This is a genomic window from Streptomyces sp. NPDC102259, from assembly GCF_044766465.1.
Lineage (GTDB): Bacteria > Actinomycetota > Actinomycetes > Streptomycetales > Streptomycetaceae > Streptomyces.
Map to the genome: position 1 here is coordinate 72,896 of NZ_JBIWMA010000004.1, position 18,228 is coordinate 91,123.

Sequence of the window (18,228 nt, forward strand, 5' to 3'; positions counted from 1 at the left end):
TCAAAAATTAGTTTCACCCCCCCGGGGGCGCCCTTGTTTTTTTGCCCCTTGGGGGGGGGGGGGGCCCCCCCCGCGCCCGCGCCCCCCCCCTCCGTGTGTCTGTGCGCATACTGAGGCGTACGGAAGGTGTCGTTCAGGGAGCGTTGCTGAGTGTCGGAGGCGGAGGACCGCAAACCGCAGTCGGACGAGGCGAGGAGTGGCTTCGATCCCGAGATCACGTCCGAGTTCGCGATCCCGGCGGGGCTGGCCGTCCCCAGAACCGGCGGTGAGCCGGAGACCACGTCCGAGTTCGCCGTACCGAACGGACTGGACGTGGGCCCGCCCGCCGCCGGGGAGGGCGAGGGGTCGCAGTTCAGCCTGCCGAGCACGTACAGCGCCCGGGAGGCCCCGGCCGCCTTCACACCGGCCGACGGCGTGCCGGTGGTGAGTCTGATCAAGGACCTGCCCTGGCAGGACCGGATGCGCACGATGCTGCGGATGCCGGTGTCCGACCGGCCCGCGCCGGAGCCGGGGCCCAAGGCGGAGGAGGGCGGTCCGGCCGTCCCGCGCGTGCTCGACCTGACGTTGCGCATCGGCGAGCTGCTGCTCGCGGGCGGGGAGGGCGCCGAGGACGTGGAGGCCGCGATGTTCGCGGTCTGCCGCTCCTACGGGCTCGACCGCTGCGAACCGAACGTCACCTTCACGCTGCTGTCGATCTCGTACCAGCCGTCCCTGGTGGAGGATCCGGTGACGGCGTCCCGGACGGTCCGCCGCCGGGGCACCGACTACACGCGCCTGGCGGCCGTCTTCCGGCTCGTGGACGACCTGAGCGACCCGGAGAGCCATCTCTCCCTGGAGGAGGCCTACCGGCGGCTCGCGGAGATGCGCCGCAACCGGCATCCGTACCCGGGCTGGGTGCTGACCTCGGCGAGCGGACTGCTCGCGGGCGCGGCCTCGGTGCTGGTCGGCGGTGACCTGGTCGTGTTCGTGGCGGCGGCGCTCGGCGCGATGCTCGGCGACCGGCTGGCGTGGCTCTGCGCGGGGCGCGGGCTGCCGGAGTTCTACCAGTTCCTGGTCGCGGCGATGCCGCCGGCCGCGATAGGCATCGCCCTGACACTGGCGGACGTCGATGTGAAGGCGTCCGCGGTCATCACCGGTGGGCTGTTCGCGCTGCTGCCCGGACGGGCGTTGGTGGCGGGTGTCCAGGACGGCCTGACCGGTTTCTACATCACGGCGGCCGCGCGGCTGCTGGAGGTCATGTACTTCTTCGTGGGCATCGTGGCGGGCGTGCTGGTGATGCTCTACGTCGGTGTGCAGCTCGGCGCGCATCTCAATCCCGACGCGGCCCTGGGCGTCACCGAGCGGCCGCTGTGGCAGATCGGCGCGTCGATGCTGCTGTCGTTGACCTTCGCGGTGCTGCTTCAGCAGGAACGATCCACCGTGCTGGCCGTCACCTTGAACGGCGGTGTGGCGTGGTCGGTGTACGGCGCGATGCGCTACGCCGGGGAGATCTCGCCGGTCGCCTCCACGGCCGTCGCGGCGGGCGTGGTGGGGCTGTTCGGACAGTTGCTCTCGCGCTACCGGTTCGCTTCCGCCCTGCCGTACACGACCGCCGCGATCGGGCCCCTGCTGCCGGGATCGGCGACCTACTTCGGGCTGCTGGCCATCGCGCAGAACGAGCTGGACGCGGGGCTGGTGTCGATCACCAAGGCCGCGGCACTGGCGATGGCCATCGCGATCGGTGTGAACCTCGGGTCCGAGATCTCGCGGCTGTTCCTGCGGATCGGCTCCGCCGAGAAGCGGCGCGCCGCCAAGCGGACCCGGGGCTTCTGAGCCTCTAGTAGCCCTGGTTGTCGTAGGGGTACTGGCTGTTCTGCTGAGCGCCGTACGGCTGCTGCTGGGGCTGCGGCTGGGCCTGCTGGGGGTGCGGCTGGGCCTGCTGCTGCCAGTCCTGGGGGTACTGCTGCTGTTGCGGGTACGGCTGCTGCTGGGGGTACTGCTGCTGACCGTAGTAGTCGGGCTGCCGGCCCTGACCCTGGTTCTGGCCCTGGTTCTGCCCCTGGTTCTGGCCCTGGTCGCCGTACGGGTACTGCTGCTCGTGCTGGTCGATCCGGCGGAGCTGGGTCGTCGCGTCGTCCATGACCGGGGGCTGCTGCTGGTGGTGGGGCTGGTGCTGCTGCCCGGGCGTCTGCGAGGGGGTCTGCTGCGGGGTCTGCTGCGGGTTCTTCTTGGCCTTCGAGCGGGCCCGCAGGAACTCGATGATGATCGGGACCACGGAGATGAGGACGATCAGGATCAGGATCGCTTCGATGTTCTTGTGGACGAAGTCGATGTTGCCCAGCCAGGAACCCAGCAGGGTGACGCCCGCGCCCCACAGGACGCCGCCGATGACGTTGAAGACCAGGAAGGAGCGGTACCGCATGCCGCTGACACCGGCGACGATCGGCGTGAAGGTGCGCACGATGGGCACGAAGCGGGCCAGGATCAGGGACTTCGGGCCGTACTTCTCGAAGAACTCGTGCGCCTTGACGACGTTCTCCTGCTTGAAGAGCTTGGAGTCCGGTCGGTTGAAGAGCGACGGCCCGACCTTCTTGCCGAACATGTAACCCGCCTGGTCGCCCAGGATCGCGGCGACGCAGATCAGCGCGACCGCGCCCCACAGCGGGAAGTCCAGCTGGTTCGACGTGATCAACAGGCCGGCGGTGAACAGCAGGGAGTCACCGGGCAGGAAGAACCCGATCAGCAGGCCGGACTCCGCGAAGACGATGAGCAACAGGCCCCAGATGCTGTACGTGTCCAGCAGGTAATTGGGGTCCAGCCAGCTCGGTCCGAGGGCGATCGTCGTCACGGTTCCGGGCTCCTGGTGGGTGGGGGAAGGTACGGCGTCCATGGTGCGGCCGCACAAAGCTATCAACGCAATGTGTCCGCCCCAGGTTCCACGGATGTCTCCGGGATGCACTGTGGGCCCGCTGGGACGAAGCTGTGAGCCATGGGCATCGAAGACTACGGCGGCGGGCAGGGTCCCGAGCCGGACGTACTGGTCGTCACCACGAACGACGTACCCGGGTTCCGGGTGGAGCAGGTCATCGGCGAGGTCTTCGGGCTGACCGTGCGCTCACGGCACCTGGGCAGCCAGATCGGCGCGGGCCTCAAGTCGATGATCGGCGGTGAGCTCAAGGGCTTGACGAAGACCCTCGTCGAGACCCGCAACCAGGCCATGGAACGCCTCGTCGAGCAGGCACGCGCGCGTGGAGCCAACGGCGTGCTGATGTTCCGCTTCGACGTGACGGAGGCGGCGGAGGTGGGCACCGAGGTGTGCGCGTACGGAACCGCGGTGGTCCTGGTCCGGGAGTAGCCGCCCCGCGCCGCCTCCCGCCCGCCCTGCCCTGTCTCACGCCCGTCCTGCGCCGCCTCACGCCCGCCCTACGCCGTCTATGCCGCCTGCCGGGCCGCGTTCGCCGTGATCGCCTCCTTGAGGTGCTCGGCGAGGCCCGGGCGCATCGCGTCGTAGAACGCCTTGAAGCGCTCGTCGGAGACGTACATCTCCCCCAGACGGCGGTGCGTCTCGTACGGACAGTCGTAGAACCACCTGCCGATGTGCTGTCGGTGTTCCTCGGCCATGCCCATCGCGGCCTCGCCGGTCGGCGGCTCACCGGCCGACATGAGCTCCTCGTAACGCGCGCCCCAGTCGGAGACCTCGTCCCGCATGCGCTTCCAGTCGTCCTTGGTGTAGCGGGCGGCGCGGCGCTGCGACTCCGCGTAGGCCTCGGTGCCGCCCCAGCGCTGCTCCGCCTCCTCGGCGTACCGCTCCGGGTCCTTGTCGCCGAAGACCTCGAACCTCTCCTCGGGCGTGAGGTTGATGCCCATCTCGCGTGCCTCCATCGCGTGTTCCACGGCCGCGGCCATCTTCTGCAGCTGCTCGATCCGGGCGGTCAGCAGTTCGTGCTGCCGGCGCAGGTGCGCGCGCGGGTCGGCCGCCGGATCGTCGAGCAGGGCCGCGACGTCCTCGAGCGGGAAGCCGAGCTCTCGGTAGAACAGGATCCGCTGGAGCCGGTCGAGGTCGGCGTCGTCGTAGCGCCGGTGCCCCGCGTGGCTGCGCCCGCCGGGGACGAGCAGGCCGATGTCGTCGTAGTGGTGCAGCGTGCGCACCGTGACACCGGCGAATCCGGCGACCTGTCCTACGGAGTAGCTCACTTGGTCCGCTCCTTCCTCGGTACGCGCTCCACGGTGCGTCCTCACGCGACGTGAGGTGCAAGGCCGAGTCCCCGTGTCCGTTCCCGTCCGGATGTCATGTCCGTTTCGCCCGCTTATCGTGAGCGCGTGGCCCAGGACACCGCGCAGCAGGCGCCCCTCCCTCCGGCGACCCCGGCACGCGCCCTGTTGCCGCCGATCCTGCCCGCTCTCGCCGTCGGCGTGCTGGCGAGCCTGCTGCTCCTGGCGGTGGAGGAGCTGGCCGAGCAGCTCGAGCACGTGCTGTGGCAGAACCTGCCGGACGCACTGGACGTCGGCCGCTACTCGGTGCTGTGGATGCTCGTCGTGCTCACCGCGACCGGGGTGCTGGTGGGGCTGGTGGTGTGGAAGGTGCCGGGGCACGCCGGTCCCGATCCGGCCACGATGGGGCTGGACGCGCGCGTGCTGCCGCCGGGGGTCCTCCCAGGAGTGCTGGTGGCGACCGGGCTGATGCTGGCCGGCGGGCCGAGCCTGGGCCCGGAGAACCCGATCATCGCCGTGAACGTGGGGCTCGCCGTCTGGCTGGGCCGCCGGACCCGGCCGCGGGCGCCGGGCGCGCTGTGGGTGATGCTCGCGGAGGCGGCGACCATCGGCGCGCTGTTCGGCACGCCGGTGGCCGCGGCGCTGCTGATCTCCGAGGCGCTGGCGGGGCGGCACACGGAGGGGCCGCTGTGGGACAACGTCTTCGCGCCGCTGGTCGCCGCCTCGGCCGGCGCGATGACGACCACTCTGGTGGCCCATCCGACCTTCGACCTCGATCTGCCGGTGCTCGGGGAGCCCGGGTGGGGCGATCTGCTGGCGGCCGTCGTGATCGCCATGGTGGGCGCGCTGCTCGCCATGTGCGCCGTCTACGCCTTCCCGTACGTCCACGGCGCGTTCGGGCTGCTGCGGCACCCGATGCTGGCGCTGCCGGTCGGCGGGCTCGTCCTGGGCCTGCTGGGGGCCCTGGGCGGCCATCTGACGCTCTTCAAGGGGCTGGACGAGGTCGGGGAGCTCGCGGCCGATCCGGAGGGCTGGTCGGCCGGCCAGTTCGCCACGATGACGGTGGTGAAGCTGGCCGCCCTGCTCGTCGCCGCGTCCTGCGGTTTCCGGGGCGGGCGGATCTTCCCGGCCGTGTTCGTGGGTTCCGCGCTCGGGCTCACCGCCCACGCGCTCGTGTCGGACGTCCATCCGTCGGTGGGCGTGGCGGCCGGCGTGCTGGGCGTGCTCCTGGCCATCACCCGGCAGGGCTGGGTGAGTCTCTTCGTCGCCGCCGTGCTGGTCGCCTCGGCCTCGATCATCGCCCTGCTCTGCGTCGCCTCGCTGCCGGCCTGGCTGCTGGTGACGGGGCGGCCCCAGATGCAGTTGCGCGCGGACGGAACTCCGGTCCGCTGACACCCGTTCGATCCTTCAGGAGGCACTCCATGCCGTTGCACAAAGGTCCCGCGAAGCCCGACGAGCGTCCCCTGTCCGTGAACCCCTTCTACGGCGAGGCGAATCCGGTCGGCGGCATGATCGAGGCGCCGCCCAAGCACCGGCTGCCGGACGGCCCGACGCCACCGTCGGCGGCGTACCAGCTGGTGCACGACGAGCTGATGCTGGACGGCAATTCACGGCTCAACCTGGCCACCTTCGTCACCACCTGGATGGAGCCGCAGGCCGGCGTCCTGATGGCGGAGTGCCGGGACAAGAACATGATCGACAAGGACGAGTACCCGCGCACCGCCGAGCTGGAGCGGCGCTGCGTGGCGATGCTCGCCGACCTGTGGAACGCGCCCGACCCGTCGGCGGCCGTGGGCTGTTCGACGACCGGGTCGAGCGAGGCGTGCATGCTCGCCGGGATGGCGATGAAACGGCGGTGGTCGCAGCGCGCCGGCGACCGCTACCCGGGCGCCCGGCCGAACCTCGTGATGGGCGTCAACGTCCAGGTCTGCTGGGAGAAGTTCTGCAACTTCTGGGAGGTGGAGGCCCGTCTGATCCCCATGGAGGGGGACCGCTTCCACCTCGATCCGCAGGCCGCGGCCGAGCTGTGCGACGAGAACACCATCGGGGTCGTCGGCATCCTCGGTTCCACCTTCGACGGGTCCTACGAGCCGATCGCCGAGCTGTGCGCGGCCCTGGACGCCCTTCAGGAGCGGACCGGCCTCGACGTCCCGGTGCACGTCGACGGCGCGTCCGGCGCGATGATCGCCCCCTTCCTCGACGAGGACCTGGTGTGGGACTTCCGCCTCGCGCGCGTGGCGTCCATCAACACCTCGGGGCACAAGTACGGGCTGGTGTACCCGGGCGTGGGCTGGGCGCTGTGGCGTGACAAGGAGGCCCTGCCGGAGGAGCTCGTGTTCCGGGTGAACTACCTGGGCGGCGACATGCCGACCTTCGCCCTCAACTTCTCCCGGCCGGGCGCTCAGGTCGTCGCGCAGTACTACACGCTGCTGCGGCTGGGCCGCGCCGGCTACCGGGCGGTGCAGCAGACCACGCGGGACGTGGCCCGGGGCATCGCCGAACGGGTGGAGGCGCTCGGCGACTTCCGGCTCCTCACCCGGGGCGACGAGCTGCCGGTGTTCGCCTTCACGACGGCCCCGGGCGTGGACGCGTACGACGTCTTCGACGTCTCACGGCGGCTGCGCGAGAGCGGCTGGCTGGTGCCCGCGTACACGTTCCCGCCGAACCGGGAGGACCTGTCCGTCCTGCGGGTCGTGTGCAGGAACGGCTTCTCGGAGGACCTCGCCGACATGTTCGTGGAGGACCTGTCCCGGCTGCTGCCGGAACTCCGCCGCCAGTCGGGTCCGCGGACCCGGGACAAGAGCGCGGCGACCGGCTTCCACCACTAGTCGTCGGCTCAACGGCTCAGTGACTCAGCGGCTCATGCGGGCGAACTTCCGGACTGCCAGGGGGAAGAAGATCGCCAGCAGGGCCAGCGGCCAGGCGGTGGCCGCCCAGAGGTGCGCCGGGTCGGCGTCCAGGCCGCCGAACAGGTCGCGTACCGCTGTCGCCGTCCGGGACATCGGGTTCCACTCGACGGCCGTGCCCAGCCAGCCGGGCATGGAGGCGGGGGCGGCGAGGGCGTTGGAGAGGAAGCCGACCGGCCAGACCAGGATCTGGACGGCCTGCACCATCTCCGGTTTCCCGGCCACCAGGGCCAGATGGATGCCGATCCACAGCATCGCGAAACGGAAGAGGAGGAGCAGAGCCACGGCGGCCGGGAAGGCGCCCGGCCCGCCCTGGGGGCGCCAGCCGAGCGCGAGGCCGACGACGATCAGCACGGCCAGGCCCACGGCCGACTGGAGCATGTCGGCCGTCGAACGGCCCACCAGGACCGCGCCGTCGGCCATCGGCATGGCGCGGAACCGGTCGATGACCCCCTTGTCGAGATCCTGGGTGACGGCGAGCATCGTGCCCTCCAGGCCGAAGGCCATGGTGAGCGCGAGCATGCCGGGCATCAGATAGTCGAGGTAGTCGCCGCTCACCCCGCGGCCGCCGCCGACCAGGTAGCCGAACATCAGCAGCAGCATCACGGGGAAGATCAGCCCGACGACCAGCCGGCCCGGCTGCCGTGCCCAGTGCGCGAGTTCACGCCGGGTCATGGTCCAGGAATCGATCAGCGCGTACGTACGCACACGGTCTCCTTCGTACGGTCGTCCTGCCCGGTCAGGTGCAGGAACACCTCGTCCAGCGTGGGGCGGCGCAGCGCCACGTCCTCGGCCTCGACGCCGGCCTCCTCCAGGGCGCGGACGACGGCGGAGAGGGCGGCCATGCGGTCGGTGACCGGGGCGCTGAGCAAGCGGCGGTCGGGGTCGACGGTGACGTCCTGCCGGGGCAGGGGCAGCAGCGCGAGGGCCGCGCCCAGGTGGCCCGCGTCGCGCAGGACGACGTCGATGCGGTCGCCGCCCGTCAGCGCCTTCAGTTCGTCCGGCGTGCCGTCGGCGATCACGCGGCCCCGGTCGACGACGGAGATCCGGTCGGCGAGCTGGTCGGCCTCCTCCAGGTACTGGGTGGTGAGCACGACCGTCGTGCCGCCGCCGACCAGCGAGCGGACCGCGGACCACACCTCGGCGCGCCCGCGCGGGTCGAGGCCGGTGGTCGGCTCGTCCAGGAAGAGCACCTCCGGGTCTGCGCCGTGCCGGTTGCCGATGAGGGAGGCGGCGAGGTCCAGGCGGCGGCGCATGCCTCCGCTGTAGGCGCGGACCGGCTTGCGGCCGGTGTCGGTGAGGTCGAAGCGCTCCAGGAGTTCGTCGGCGCGCACGCGCGCGTGGCGGGCGCCGAGGTGGTGGAGACGGCCGAACATCTCCAGGTTCTGGCGGCCGCCCAGCTCCTCGTCGAGGGCGGCGTGCTGGCCGAGCAGTCCGATGCGCGGGCGGACCTCCCGGGCCCGGCGCACGACGTCGTGGCCGGCCACCTCGACTCGTCCGGAGTCCGGTCGCAGCAGCGTGGACAGGATCCTGACCAGGGTCGTCTTGCCCGCGCCGTTCGGGCCGAGCACGCCGTGCACGGTGCCCGGGGCCACCGTGAGGTCGAGCCCGTCCAGTGCGTGTGCGTCGCCGTACCTCTTGCGTACGCCTTCGACGGTGATCGCCGTGTCGGCCATGTAAGTCCCCCAACTCCTCACCTAGTCAAACTTGACTACCGACCCAAAGTAACCCTGCGGGCGTGACTCGTCAAACTTGATTAGCGAGCATCCCCCGGATGCCGTTCATCCGTGGCGTACGGGTTCTCCTCGCCCTCCGCGAGGACGCCGACGAACGGCTCGCCCTCCCCCGCGAAGGTGTAGGCGCCGCGCTCGATCCGCGCGATCAGGCCCCGCGTCCACGCGGCCTCTGCGTCGGCCGTGTGGATCCAGAGGTTCATGATCTCCCCGATGTGGCCCAGTTGCTCCGGCCCGTCCTCGGGGATGTAGTGCCCGGTGACGGCGGAGCGCCACTCCTCGATGCCCTGGATGCGCTCCTTCAGGAGCGACACGGCCTCCGCGCGCGGGAGGTCGACCACGAAGCCGATGGCCGCCGACTTCACGTCCGTCTTCTGGTCGTAGGAGGTCAGCGCCTCGCGCAGCAGCCTGAAGTACTCCTCGGTGCCGGCCTCGGTGATCTCGTACTCGGTGCGCGGCGGACCGCCCGCGGTGGACGGGGCCGTCTCGTGCTCGCGCAGCAGCCCCTGCTTCGCCATCTGCTTCAGGGCGTGGTAGATCGAGCCCGGCTTGGCGTTGGACCACTCGTGGGCGCCCCAGTACTCCAGGTCGCCGCGCACCTGGTAGCCGTGGGCCCGCCCGTGCTGACGCACAGCGCCCAGCACGAGAAGACGGATCGCTGACATGCGCCCAGGTTATGGCGTGGCGGACCCGCGCCCGTCAGGTGCCCGGGCGCGGGTCCGCCGATGCTGCCGAAGGGACGCCCCTCAGGGCGTCGGGCGGCTCAGAACGGAAATCCGCTGCGGCCGTGCTGGACCGAGATCCACTTCGTGGTGGTGAAGGCCTCCAGGGTCGTCTCGCCGTTGAGGCGGCCGACACCGGAGCTCTTCTCACCGCCGAAGGGGACGATCGGCTCGTCGTGGACGGTGGCGTCGTTGACGTGGAACATGCCGGTGACGATCTGCTTGGCGAAGGCGACGCCCCGCTCGATGTCGGCGGTGTGGACCGCGCCGCTGAGGCCGTACGGCGTGTCGTTGGCGATGCGGACCGCCTCCTCCTCGCCGTCGAAGGTGTTGATGAAGACGACCGGGCCGAAGACCTCCTGCTGGAGCAGGGCGGAGTCGGCGGGCAGATCGGCCAGCACGGAGGGCTCGACGAGGTTGTCGGTGGTCGTGCCGTGCAGCAGGGCGGTCGCGCCCTCGGCGATGGCCTGCTCGACGGCGCCGGTCACGGCCTCCGCCTGCTGGGAGTTGATCACCGGGCCGATGGCGGTCTGCGGGTCGCGCGGGTCGCCGGCCTTGAGGGTCCGCACCTTGGCGACGAACTTCTCGGTGAACTCGTCCGCCAGCGAGCGGTCGACCAGGATGCGGTTGGCGGCCATGCAGACCTGGCCCTGGTGGACGAAGCGGCTGAAGACGGCCGCGTCGACCGCGTAGTCGACGTCGGCGTCGTCGAGGACGACGAAGGCGCTGTTGCCGCCGAGTTCGATGATGGACCGCTTGAAGTGCGAGGCGGCGACGGTGGCGACATGACGGCCGACCTTGTCGGAGCCGGTGAAGGAGATGACCCGCGGGATCGGGTGCTCCAGGAAGGCGTCGCCGATCTCGGCGATGTCGGTCACGACGACGTTCAGCAGACCCGGGGGCAGACCCGCGTCCTCGAAGAGCTTGGCGATCACGGTGCCGCCGGCGATCGGGGTGTTCTGGTGCGGCTTGAGCACCACGCCGTTGCCGAGGGCCAGCGCGGGGGCGACCGACTTCAGCGACAGCAGGAAGGGCACGTTGAACGGGCTGATCACGCCGACGACGCCGACCGGCTCCCGGTAGACGCGGTTCTCCTTGCCGTCGATCGGCGAGGGCAGGATGCGGCCCTCGGGACGCAGCGCCAGGTGGATCGACTCGCGCAGGAACTCCTTGGCGAGGTGCAGTTCGAAGGCGGCCTTGCCGAAGGTGCCGCCGGCCTCGGCGACGAGGACCTCGCTGATCTCCGCCTCGCGCTCCTCGACCAGCCGCAGCACCTTCTCGAAGACCGAGCGGCGGGCATAGGCGTTGGTCGCGGCCCACTGCTTCTGGACGCGGGCGGCGGCACGGTAGGCGTCGTCGACTTCCTCGACGGTGGCTATGGTGATCGAGGCCAGCTTCTCGCCGTCGTAGGGGTTGAAGTCGATGATGTCCCAGGACCCCGTCCCCGGACGCCACTTACCGTCGATGTACTGCTGGGCCAGGTCGGTGAAGTAGGACGACATGTGAACCCTCAATCCCCTGCTGCGATCGGTTGCGACCGCTCGGCATCACGATCTGATCACACGTCATCGTACGGGTGTTTCAAGGGAGTTGGGGCAGTTCCCGGATGGCCGTAGGGGAATCCCTAGGGGGAGCTCACCAGGACATTCTCACCAGAACCGCTCACCAGGACAGCTGGATCAGTCCGCGCAGGAGATCCCGGCTCTCGTCCGGTCCGGGGCTGTCCTGCTGGAGCTCCTTCAGCGCCTGCTCGTACTGCGCGACGTCCTCACGCTTGTCGAGGTACAGGGCGCTGGTGAGCTGCTCCAGGTAGACGACGTCCTGAAGGTCGGACTCCGGGAAGCTCAGGATCGTGAAGGCGCCGGACTCACCGGAGTGCCCGCCGAAACTGAACGGCATCACCTGGAGCCGCACGTTGGGGCGCTCGGAGATCTCGATCAGATGCTGGAGCTGCCCGCGCATCACCTCGCGGTCGCCGTACGGCCGGCGCAGCGCCGCCTCGTCGAGGACGATGTGGAAGTCGGGGGCGCTCTCGGCGACGAGGTACTTCTGCCGTTCCAGACGCAGCGCCACCCGCCGGTCGATGTCGGCCGCGCTCGCACCCTTCATGCCCCGGCTGACGACCGCGTGGGCGTACGCCTCGGTCTGGAGCAGCCCGTGCACGAACTGGACCTCGTACGCCCGGATCAGCGCGGCCGCGCCCTCCAGGCCGACGTAGGTGGGGAACCAGTTGGGCAGGACGTCCGAGTAACTGTGCCACCAGCCCGCCACGTTGGCCTCACGGGCGAGTCCGACGAGCGCCTGGCGCTCGGTGTCGTCCGTGATGCCGTACAGGGTCAGCAGATCCTCCACGTCCCGGGTCTTGAAGCTCACCCGGCCCAGCTCCATCCGGCTGATCTTCGACTCCGAGGCCCTGATCGAGTATCCCGCCGCCTCGCGCGTGATGCCGCGTGCCTCACGCAGTCGCCGTAGTTGCGAGCCGAGCAGCATCCGCCGCACCACCGATCCGGGCTCTCCCGCGCTCACGTTCGCCAGCCTCCCCAACCGTCTTAGGGGCCGCAGTCTGCCACTAAAACACTTCGAGCAGTACTCGTCCGATTACAGAGATGGAAAGAAGACAAAGGATACGTACAGCGCGATGTGAGGGAACAGTGAGGGGAAAGCAAGAGAAGTGGCTCTGATGGGCGAGAAGTTGGCGGAAAAAATGGCCAAGAAGCGGTACGGGCGGGTCCATTTCGGTCACGTGCACGTGCATCTGCCCTTGCATCCGCAGTGCGCATCGGAAACCATGGTCTCGCGCCACCGCTGCATCGCAACGACCGCGAATCCCGGGAGTGCCTCGCATGGGGACGAATGGATCGACCATGCTCGAGCCGTTACGGCAGGGCCTTCCGCCGCTTGATCCCGCGGCCGTGTCCAACGCCGCCTCGTGTGCGCTGCCCGCCCGCTTCGAAGCGGTGCGCGAGGCCCGGCAGTTCACCAAGCGGACCCTCGGCCAGTGGGACGTCGGCGACCGTTTCGACGATGTCTGTCTGGTCGTCTCGGAGTTGGTCACCAACGCACTGAGACACGGGGTGTCCTCCGACGACGTCCCGCATGTGCAGGACCGTCAGCATCCACCCGTGCGACTGCACCTGATGCGGTGGACCGAGCGGCTCGTGTGCGCCGTGCGCGATCCCAGCCGGGAGAGTCCGCTGCCCCGCGAGAGCGACGACTTCTCGGCGGAGTCGGGCCGCGGCCTGTTCCTCGTCGACTCCTTCGCCGACAGCTGGGGCTGGCACCCGCTCTCCGGCAGTCTGGGCGGCAAGGTCGTCTGGGCGCTCTTCCGGCTGCACACGCCTGCCGAATGACGAACCGCGGCGCGCTCTGACGCCGCGGTTCTACGCGCGTTGCCCACCGTTTTCACGCGACAATTCCGAAATCTGGGCGCGCGGAGGAAAAGGCGAGGAGAGGGCGAGGAAAGGCCGAGGAGAGGGCGAGGACGTCGAGGGACGTCAGCTCGCGATCAGGTGGTCGAACTCGCCGTCCTTGATGCCGAGCAGCATCGCCTCGATCTCCGCGCGGGTGTAGACGAGTGCGGGACCGTCGGGGAAGCGCGAGTTGCGCACGGCCACGTCACCGCCCGGCAGCCGTGCGAACTCGACGCAGGAACCCTGCGAGTTGCTGTGCCGGCTCTTCTGCCAGGCAACCCCGTACAGCTGTGTGGCCGTCATGCCGTTGTACACGTCGTGCCCCCCGTCAACGTGGTGGTCCACAGGTCGCTCCCTGGTGGTGCACTGGCTCGTGTGGCCATTGGTGCCGTGGTCAACTGCCCCGGATCATAGCCCCGTTCACATGCAGCCGCATGAGCAGATGCACGTGCACGCGGGGTGCTTGCGTGGTTACAGCTTTGACGCCCGCTTTACCCGACGTTCCGCCCCGCACGTCAGGGTCAGCGGTCGACGCCAGGTCCACGTGAAAGTCGTCCGGATCGAACTACTCATGCATGAGGAACAGACGCCTGCCACGGCCTTCCTGTTCCCTCGACCCGGGAACGGATCGGCTTCCGGGGGCCGGCGCTCGGCGGCGGGGACGTCCCGAAGGAAGCGGTTCCGGCGGATGCCCGTCATCCGCTCGGCACGGCGGGAGGTCCCTCCGGGCGCGGCTCCACCCGGTGCGCGCCCGTGACGCAGGGTGGCGGGCGGCGAGGCGGCCGGGCGCATCTCCGGCACCCCATCCGCCACCGACACCCCCCGGCACCTGTCCGTCCGAGGACGACGCGACCGGTCCGTCGCCCCCGACCGCAACCGCGACACCCCGGGCCACGACGGTCGACGGCGACAGGCCACCACCCCCGCGCAGGTCGGTGAAGTCGGTCGCGGGGACGGGGCGGGGACGGCCCGACGCGGTAGCGACGACTCGGCCGACTGTCGGGCCGACGGGCCCTTCGGACGGCCAGGGCGAGTAGACGGCATACGTGAATCTGCTCATACAAGCGACGTCCGAGCCATACGGAGACAGTGGGGTCGGCAGTACGGAGAAGACCGCTCCCGGACGGGGCGCGAGTGGACGCGGAGGACGCGTACAGGACAGATGCGGGAGGGAGCGGCGGCGGTCCGACACGGACGGCGGAGTGCCCGCACCGGACCGTCGCCGATGATGCCCGGGGGCGGGCCCCGGACGGGGTGGGTCATCGGGCGGGGTGGGTCATCGGGCGGGGTGGGGTGGTGGCCCTGGGGTGGGGTGGGTCAGCGGGAGGTGACGGTAGCCCCGGGCCGGGTGGGTCAGCCGGGAGGCGACCGTCGTCCGGCGGGCGTCGTCCGGGGGGCGTCGGCGTGCAGCCCGCCGACGGTCACGGCGGACGGACTCGCGCCCGGCCCCGCTTCCCGTAGCGGAGCTCGAAGCGCTCGACCCGGCCGGCCGTGTCCGGGGCGCGGGCGGTGCCGGTGCGGGGAGAAGGGGGGTGGCTGACGTGGGATATCTCGACGTCGACGACCGGGTGGGCGTCGGGTGAGTCCGCGGGAGCAGGTCCACGCGGGACATCTGCCCGGGGTCCGGAAGTCGTCCTGGTGGGTCACAGGACACGCCCAGTGTTCTGCCGGGGCTTGCTGGTAGCTTGCTGCGGTCCCCTACCGGTCCGTACGGCCTCACGGTCCGTGCGGTCGACCCGGCCGATCCAGCCGGCCGGCTACAGCTTGGGAGCTTGCAGTGACTTCGGCGATCTTCTCGCGAGGCGCGTCCCGTCGGCCGGTGCGGGCCGCGGCCGTTGCCGTGGCCGCCACGCTGGCGGGCGTACTCGTGCTGACGGGGTGCAGTGACGACGGAGGGTCCGACGACGGCTCCTCGGCGACGCCCACGACGGCGACCGGGGGCACGGGCGGTGCGACGGACTCCGCGTCCGCCTCGGCCTCCGTCTCCGCCGCCGGTGAGCTGGAGGGCAGTTGGCTCGCCACGACGGACGGCAAGGCCGTCGCCCTGATCATCACCGGGAAGCAGGCCGCCCTCTTCGTGACCGGCGGGAGCGTGTGCAGCGGGACCGCCGGCGAGGAGGCGGGCATGCAGATGATCCACCTCAAGTGCACCAGCGGGAAGGGCGACCGGACGACCGGCATGGTCGACTCCGCCGACGCGAGGTCCCTGAAGGTCACCTGGTCGGGTGCGGTCGGCAAGGAGACGTTCGCCAAGGCGGAGGGCGGCCAGTGGCCGTCGGGACTGCCGACGGCCGGCCTCGGGTAGTTCGGGAGCCCTGTCGGGGAGTTCGCAAGTTCTCCCGGCCGGTTCGCGAGGCCTTCGTGATGCCTTCGGGAGGCCTTCGGGAGGCCTTCGGGAGGGCTGGAACGGCTCGGACGAACCGGATAGCGAAGCGGTCACGAGAGCGGGGGGCGCGCGACACGTGCACGCACGCGTGCGTGATGATCCTTCGAGCACCGTCACGAAACCCTAGGGATCACTCATGCGCGCCGTTCCCCTCACCATCACCGCTCTCGCGGCGGCCCTGCTCCTCACCGCCTGCGGCGGCGGGGACGACAGCGGCTCCGACACCGACGAGAGCAAGGCTTCCGGATCGACCGGCGCCGGCGGCACCACCTGCGCCGCCGACGACCTCGGCCAGGAGGTCGGCCCCGTCAACGCAGCTCCCGCCGCCGGTGACAGCGGCAACGTCACCGTCACGCTCACCAACAAGGGCGCGGAGTGCACCCTGAACGGCTTCCCCGCCGTCGAACTCGCGGCCGACGGCGACTCCGTGACGGTGGCGAAGGACGAGGCCGCCGAGGCGCAGGCGCTGACCGTCCCGGCGCAGGGCACCGCCACCTTCACGATCACCTACGTGCGCGGCGAGGACGGCGGCGACAAGAGCCTCGCCGTCAAGACCGTGAAGTACGGCCTCCCGGGCGGCTCGGCCGATCTGAGCTTCCCCTGGTCGTACGGCGATGTCGCCCTCAAGAGCGAGAAGGTGTCGGACGCGACGGTGAGCGCCTTCCAGCAGGCGGGCGACTGATCCACCGGGCACCGGCCCCCGCCGGGAGACGCGGCAGCCACAGTCGGGATGTCACGGTCACGGCAGCCGGAGCCGGGGATGTCAGGGCAGCCGGGGCCGGGATCGCATTCGGGCCCGGTCCGCCGCTTCGGCGCCCTCGGTCCAGCCCGCCTCGTCGGTGACTCCGCGCAGGCGGGTGGAGACCGTCTCCGGGAACATCCGGTCCGTCGCGGCGGTGACCGCGACCTGGCGGGAGGCGAGGACCGGCAGCAGCTCGTCGGTCACCTGGGTCTCGGCGGCGGCGGTGACCTCGCCCAGACGGGCGCCGATGCGGTGGGCGTAGGCGGCGAGGAAGGACTGCCGGAAGGTCTTGGTCCGTCTGCGGCCGCCGGACCGCTGGGCCGCCTCCGCCTTCGCCATCGCGGACTGCGCCTGTACCAGCAGCGAGGTGTAGAGCAGCTCCACCGCCTCCAGATCGGCCTCGAAGCCGACGACCGTGGAGAAGGCGAAGGGTTCGTTCCACACCGCCCGGCAGTGGTTCGCGTCGGCGACCGCGTCCAGCAGCACCGCCTTCGCCTGTTCGTACGGCGGCTCGACCCCGATCCGGCAGGCGCCCGGCGCGTCCGGGGCCGGCGCCTGGGCGTCGAGCAGCGCCTCGTCGACGCTGTGCCGGGCCATCAGCTCCTGCGCCTTCGCCGTGAGCGCCTCCGCCTCCTGCGGAAAACCGGTCGCCTCGGCCTTGGCGAGCAGCGCACGGATGCGGGTGAGCATGCGGGAGTGGGAGCCCGGCCGGGACTGCCGGTGCGGTGCGGGCTCCTGGAGGGGTTCGAGGGCGGGCAGGCGCAGCAGCAGGCGGTAGAGCTCCAGGACCGTGGTGGCGTGCGAGAAACGGTCGGTGGCGGGCACGGGCGGAGCGTCGGCGGACAGCTCCGCCAGCTGGGCCGCCCAGCGCCGTCCGCGCGCGCGGTCGTCGTGCGCCTGCGCGCGGATCAGCTCCGTCACCAGGCCCACGTGGACGTCGTCCAGCTCGCGCCGTACGAGGCGTACGAGGTCGGCGGGCTGCCAGCCGCGCCGCCAGGTCCCGGCCACGAACTCCGTGCCGCGCCGGACCAGTTCGGCGTCCGCCGCGCGGTCGGCGGCGAGGAGCGAGGCGCCCGTGTCGAGGGTGGCGTCGGCGGTGTCGTAGAGCGCGGCCCGGAAAGCGCGTTCGACGGTGCCGGCCGGGCCGTCGGCCGAGTCGCTGGACGTATTGCCGGACGCATTGCCGGACGGGCCGGTGGACGCGTTGCCGGACGGACCGCCGGACGCGTTGCCGGGCCGGTTCCCGCTCGGGTTGTCGTGGTGGGTGCTGCTCACCGGTCGATCGTGTCACGGAGCGCGGAGCCGGAGCCCACCGGAGTGACAACCTCGGGTTGACACTCCTCCACTGTCAACCTACGGTTGACACATGACGACTCCACGACCCGGCACCACCTCGTCCGTCCGTCTCGACGACCTCATCGACGCCATCAAGAAGGTCCACAACGAGCCGCTCGACCAGCTCCAGGACGCCGTCATGGCCGCCGACCACCTGGGCGACGTGGCCGACCACCTCATCGGCCACTTCGTCGACCAGGCCCGCCGCTCGGGCGCGTCCTGGACCGACATCGGCCGGAGCATGGGCGTCACCCGGCAGGCCGCCCAGAAGCGGTTCGTGCCGAAGGAGTCGGCCGACCTCGACGCGAGCCAGGGCTTCACCCGCTACACCCCCCGCGCGCGGAACACGGTGATGGCCGCGCACAACGCGTCCAAGACCGCCGGCAACGCCGAGGGGCTGCCCGCGCACCTCGTCCTCGGTCTGCTCGCCGAGCCGGAGGGCCTCGCGGCGAAGGCCATCGCCGACCAGGGCGTCTCTCTCGACGCGGTCCGTGAGGCCGCGACCTCCGCGCTCCCGCCGGCCGCGGAGGAGGTGCCCGAGCTGGTCCCCTACGGTCCGGAAGCCAAGAAGGTCCTGGAACTCACCTTCCGCGAGGCGCTCCGCCTCGGCCACAACTACATCGGCACCGAGCACATCCTGCTGGCGCTGCTGGAGTTCGAGAACGGCGAGGGCGTCCTCAGCGGGCTCGGCATCGACAAGACCGGCACCGAACGATATGTCGCGAAGGTCCTGGCCACGATCTCGGTGCAGCCGGACCAGGAGTAGCCGGCGGGCCGTTGTCAGACCCCCCTGCCACACTCGC

17 protein-coding genes are annotated in these 18,228 nt (G+C 70.8%); 8 read left to right on the forward strand and 9 right to left on the reverse strand.

Features of this window, described 5'->3' with window-relative positions:
• Nucleotides 1-150: 150 nt before the first annotated feature.
• Nucleotides 151-1,812, forward strand: coding sequence for a threonine/serine exporter ThrE family protein (locus tag ACIRPU_RS12130; protein WP_384124927.1), 1,662 nt, complete (start codon nucleotides 151-153; stop codon nucleotides 1,810-1,812).
• Nucleotides 1,813-1,816: 4 nt separating this feature from the next.
• Here the strand turns inward: ACIRPU_RS12130 and ACIRPU_RS12135 are convergent, their stop codons facing one another.
• Nucleotides 1,817-2,827 (reverse strand): DedA family protein, encoded by a 1,011-nt coding sequence (locus ACIRPU_RS12135; protein WP_403865246.1) that lies wholly within the window; start codon nucleotides 2,825-2,827, stop codon nucleotides 1,817-1,819.
• 141 nt (nucleotides 2,828-2,968) lie between these two features.
• Between ACIRPU_RS12135 and ACIRPU_RS12140 the strand changes: the two genes are divergently transcribed.
• Nucleotides 2,969-3,334 (forward strand): YbjQ family protein, encoded by a 366-nt coding sequence (locus tag ACIRPU_RS12140; protein ID WP_403865249.1) that lies wholly within the window; start codon nucleotides 2,969-2,971, stop codon nucleotides 3,332-3,334.
• Between the two features lie 77 nt (nucleotides 3,335-3,411).
• Here the strand turns inward: ACIRPU_RS12140 and ACIRPU_RS12145 are convergent, their stop codons facing one another.
• Nucleotides 3,412-4,173 carry a MerR family transcriptional regulator gene (locus tag ACIRPU_RS12145; protein WP_384124933.1) on the reverse strand — a complete coding sequence of 254 codons (762 nt, stop codon included), beginning with the start codon at nucleotides 4,171-4,173 and terminating at the stop codon, nucleotides 3,412-3,414.
• A 126-nt stretch (nucleotides 4,174-4,299) separates the two neighbouring features.
• On the opposite strand from ACIRPU_RS12145, the gene ACIRPU_RS12150 reads away from it, so the two are divergent.
• Together ACIRPU_RS12150 and ACIRPU_RS12155 are read left to right on the forward strand one after the other, a co-directional pair.
• Entirely contained in the window at nucleotides 4,300-5,583 is a 1,284-nt protein-coding gene (locus tag ACIRPU_RS12150; RefSeq protein WP_403865252.1) for an ion channel protein, read from the forward strand.
• Nucleotides 5,584-5,612: 29 nt separating this feature from the next.
• Nucleotides 5,613-7,019, forward strand: coding sequence for a glutamate decarboxylase (locus ACIRPU_RS12155; protein WP_403865255.1), 1,407 nt, complete (start codon nucleotides 5,613-5,615; stop codon nucleotides 7,017-7,019).
• 24 nt (nucleotides 7,020-7,043) lie between these two features.
• On the opposite strand, the gene ACIRPU_RS12160 is transcribed toward ACIRPU_RS12155, so the two are convergent.
• From ACIRPU_RS12160 to ACIRPU_RS12180, 5 genes are all read right to left on the reverse strand, one after another.
• On the reverse strand, nucleotides 7,044-7,805 hold the full coding sequence (locus ACIRPU_RS12160; protein ID WP_403865259.1) for an ABC transporter permease: 762 nt from the start codon (nucleotides 7,803-7,805) through the stop codon (nucleotides 7,044-7,046).
• Nucleotides 7,787-8,773 (reverse strand): ATP-binding cassette domain-containing protein, encoded by a 987-nt coding sequence (locus tag ACIRPU_RS12165; protein ID WP_403865262.1) that lies wholly within the window; start codon nucleotides 8,771-8,773, stop codon nucleotides 7,787-7,789. The genes ACIRPU_RS12160 and ACIRPU_RS12165 overlap by 19 nt, the downstream gene beginning before the upstream one ends.
• An 80-nt stretch (nucleotides 8,774-8,853) precedes the next feature.
• Nucleotides 8,854-9,495 (reverse strand): PadR family transcriptional regulator, encoded by a 642-nt coding sequence (locus tag ACIRPU_RS12170; RefSeq protein WP_403865265.1) that lies wholly within the window; start codon nucleotides 9,493-9,495, stop codon nucleotides 8,854-8,856.
• A gap of 98 nt (nucleotides 9,496-9,593) precedes the next feature.
• Complete coding sequence (locus ACIRPU_RS12175; protein WP_403865268.1) at nucleotides 9,594-11,054, reverse strand: aldehyde dehydrogenase family protein; 1,461 nt, start codon at nucleotides 11,052-11,054, stop codon at nucleotides 9,594-9,596.
• Nucleotides 11,055-11,214: 160 nt separating this feature from the next.
• On the reverse strand, nucleotides 11,215-12,042 hold the full coding sequence (locus ACIRPU_RS12180) for a helix-turn-helix transcriptional regulator (RefSeq protein ID WP_351764882.1): 828 nt from the start codon (nucleotides 12,040-12,042) through the stop codon (nucleotides 11,215-11,217).
• A gap of 374 nt (nucleotides 12,043-12,416) precedes the next feature.
• Here ACIRPU_RS12180 and ACIRPU_RS12185 point away from each other — a divergent pair, with 374 nt between their 5' ends.
• Entirely contained in the window at nucleotides 12,417-12,902 is a 486-nt protein-coding gene (locus tag ACIRPU_RS12185) for an ATP-binding protein (protein ID WP_355702715.1), read from the forward strand.
• Nucleotides 12,903-13,046: 144 nt separating this feature from the next.
• On the opposite strand, the gene ACIRPU_RS12190 is transcribed toward ACIRPU_RS12185, so the two are convergent.
• The gene (locus tag ACIRPU_RS12190) at nucleotides 13,047-13,265 is read right to left on the reverse strand and encodes a DUF397 domain-containing protein (protein ID WP_052183895.1); all 219 of its coding nucleotides are present in this window, start codon (nucleotides 13,263-13,265) and stop codon (nucleotides 13,047-13,049) included.
• A 1,474-nt stretch (nucleotides 13,266-14,739) separates the two neighbouring features.
• On the opposite strand from ACIRPU_RS12190, the gene ACIRPU_RS12195 reads away from it, so the two are divergent.
• Nucleotides 14,740-15,267 carry a hypothetical protein gene (locus tag ACIRPU_RS12195; RefSeq protein WP_403865271.1) on the forward strand — a complete coding sequence of 176 codons (528 nt, stop codon included), beginning with the start codon at nucleotides 14,740-14,742 and terminating at the stop codon, nucleotides 15,265-15,267.
• A gap of 217 nt (nucleotides 15,268-15,484) precedes the next feature.
• A complete protein-coding gene (locus tag ACIRPU_RS12200; RefSeq protein ID WP_403865274.1) occupies nucleotides 15,485-16,030 on the forward strand; it encodes a DUF4232 domain-containing protein in 546 nt (181 codons plus the stop codon).
• A gap of 81 nt (nucleotides 16,031-16,111) precedes the next feature.
• Here ACIRPU_RS12200 and ACIRPU_RS12205 read toward each other — a convergent pair whose 3' ends face one another.
• Nucleotides 16,112-17,365: a DUF2786 domain-containing protein gene (locus ACIRPU_RS12205; RefSeq protein ID WP_403865277.1), complete on the reverse strand. Its 1,254-nt coding sequence runs from the start codon at nucleotides 17,363-17,365 to the stop codon at nucleotides 16,112-16,114.
• A gap of 91 nt (nucleotides 17,366-17,456) precedes the next feature.
• On the opposite strand from ACIRPU_RS12205, the gene ACIRPU_RS12210 reads away from it, so the two are divergent.
• Complete coding sequence (locus tag ACIRPU_RS12210; protein WP_403865280.1) at nucleotides 17,457-18,191, forward strand: Clp protease N-terminal domain-containing protein; 735 nt, start codon at nucleotides 17,457-17,459, stop codon at nucleotides 18,189-18,191.
• The last annotated feature ends 37 nt before the right edge of the window (nucleotides 18,192-18,228 follow it).

What these genes read in the sequence shown, in the direction of transcription:
- ACIRPU_RS12200 (WP_403865274.1), top strand. Translation starts at nt 15,485, where the DNA reads ATGCGCGCCGTTCCCCTCACCATCACCGCTCTCGCGGCGGCCCTGCTC.
- ACIRPU_RS12180 (WP_351764882.1), bottom strand. Translation starts at nt 12,042, where the DNA reads ATGCTGCTCGGCTCGCAACTACGGCGACTGCGTGAGGCACGCGGCATC.
- ACIRPU_RS12210 (WP_403865280.1), top strand. Translation starts at nt 17,457, where the DNA reads ATGACGACTCCACGACCCGGCACCACCTCGTCCGTCCGTCTCGACGAC.
- ACIRPU_RS12185 (WP_355702715.1), top strand. Translation starts at nt 12,417, where the DNA reads ATGCTCGAGCCGTTACGGCAGGGCCTTCCGCCGCTTGATCCCGCGGCC.
- ACIRPU_RS12170 (WP_403865265.1), bottom strand. Translation starts at nt 9,495, where the DNA reads ATGTCAGCGATCCGTCTTCTCGTGCTGGGCGCTGTGCGTCAGCACGGG.
- ACIRPU_RS12140 (WP_403865249.1), top strand. Translation starts at nt 2,969, where the DNA reads ATGGGCATCGAAGACTACGGCGGCGGGCAGGGTCCCGAGCCGGACGTA.
- ACIRPU_RS12190 (WP_052183895.1), bottom strand. Translation starts at nt 13,265, where the DNA reads ATGACGGCCACACAGCTGTACGGGGTTGCCTGGCAGAAGAGCCGGCAC.
- ACIRPU_RS12175 (WP_403865268.1), bottom strand. Translation starts at nt 11,054, where the DNA reads ATGTCGTCCTACTTCACCGACCTGGCCCAGCAGTACATCGACGGTAAG.
- ACIRPU_RS12165 (WP_403865262.1), bottom strand. Translation starts at nt 8,773, where the DNA reads ATGGCCGACACGGCGATCACCGTCGAAGGCGTACGCAAGAGGTACGGC.
- ACIRPU_RS12155 (WP_403865255.1), top strand. Translation starts at nt 5,613, where the DNA reads ATGCCGTTGCACAAAGGTCCCGCGAAGCCCGACGAGCGTCCCCTGTCC.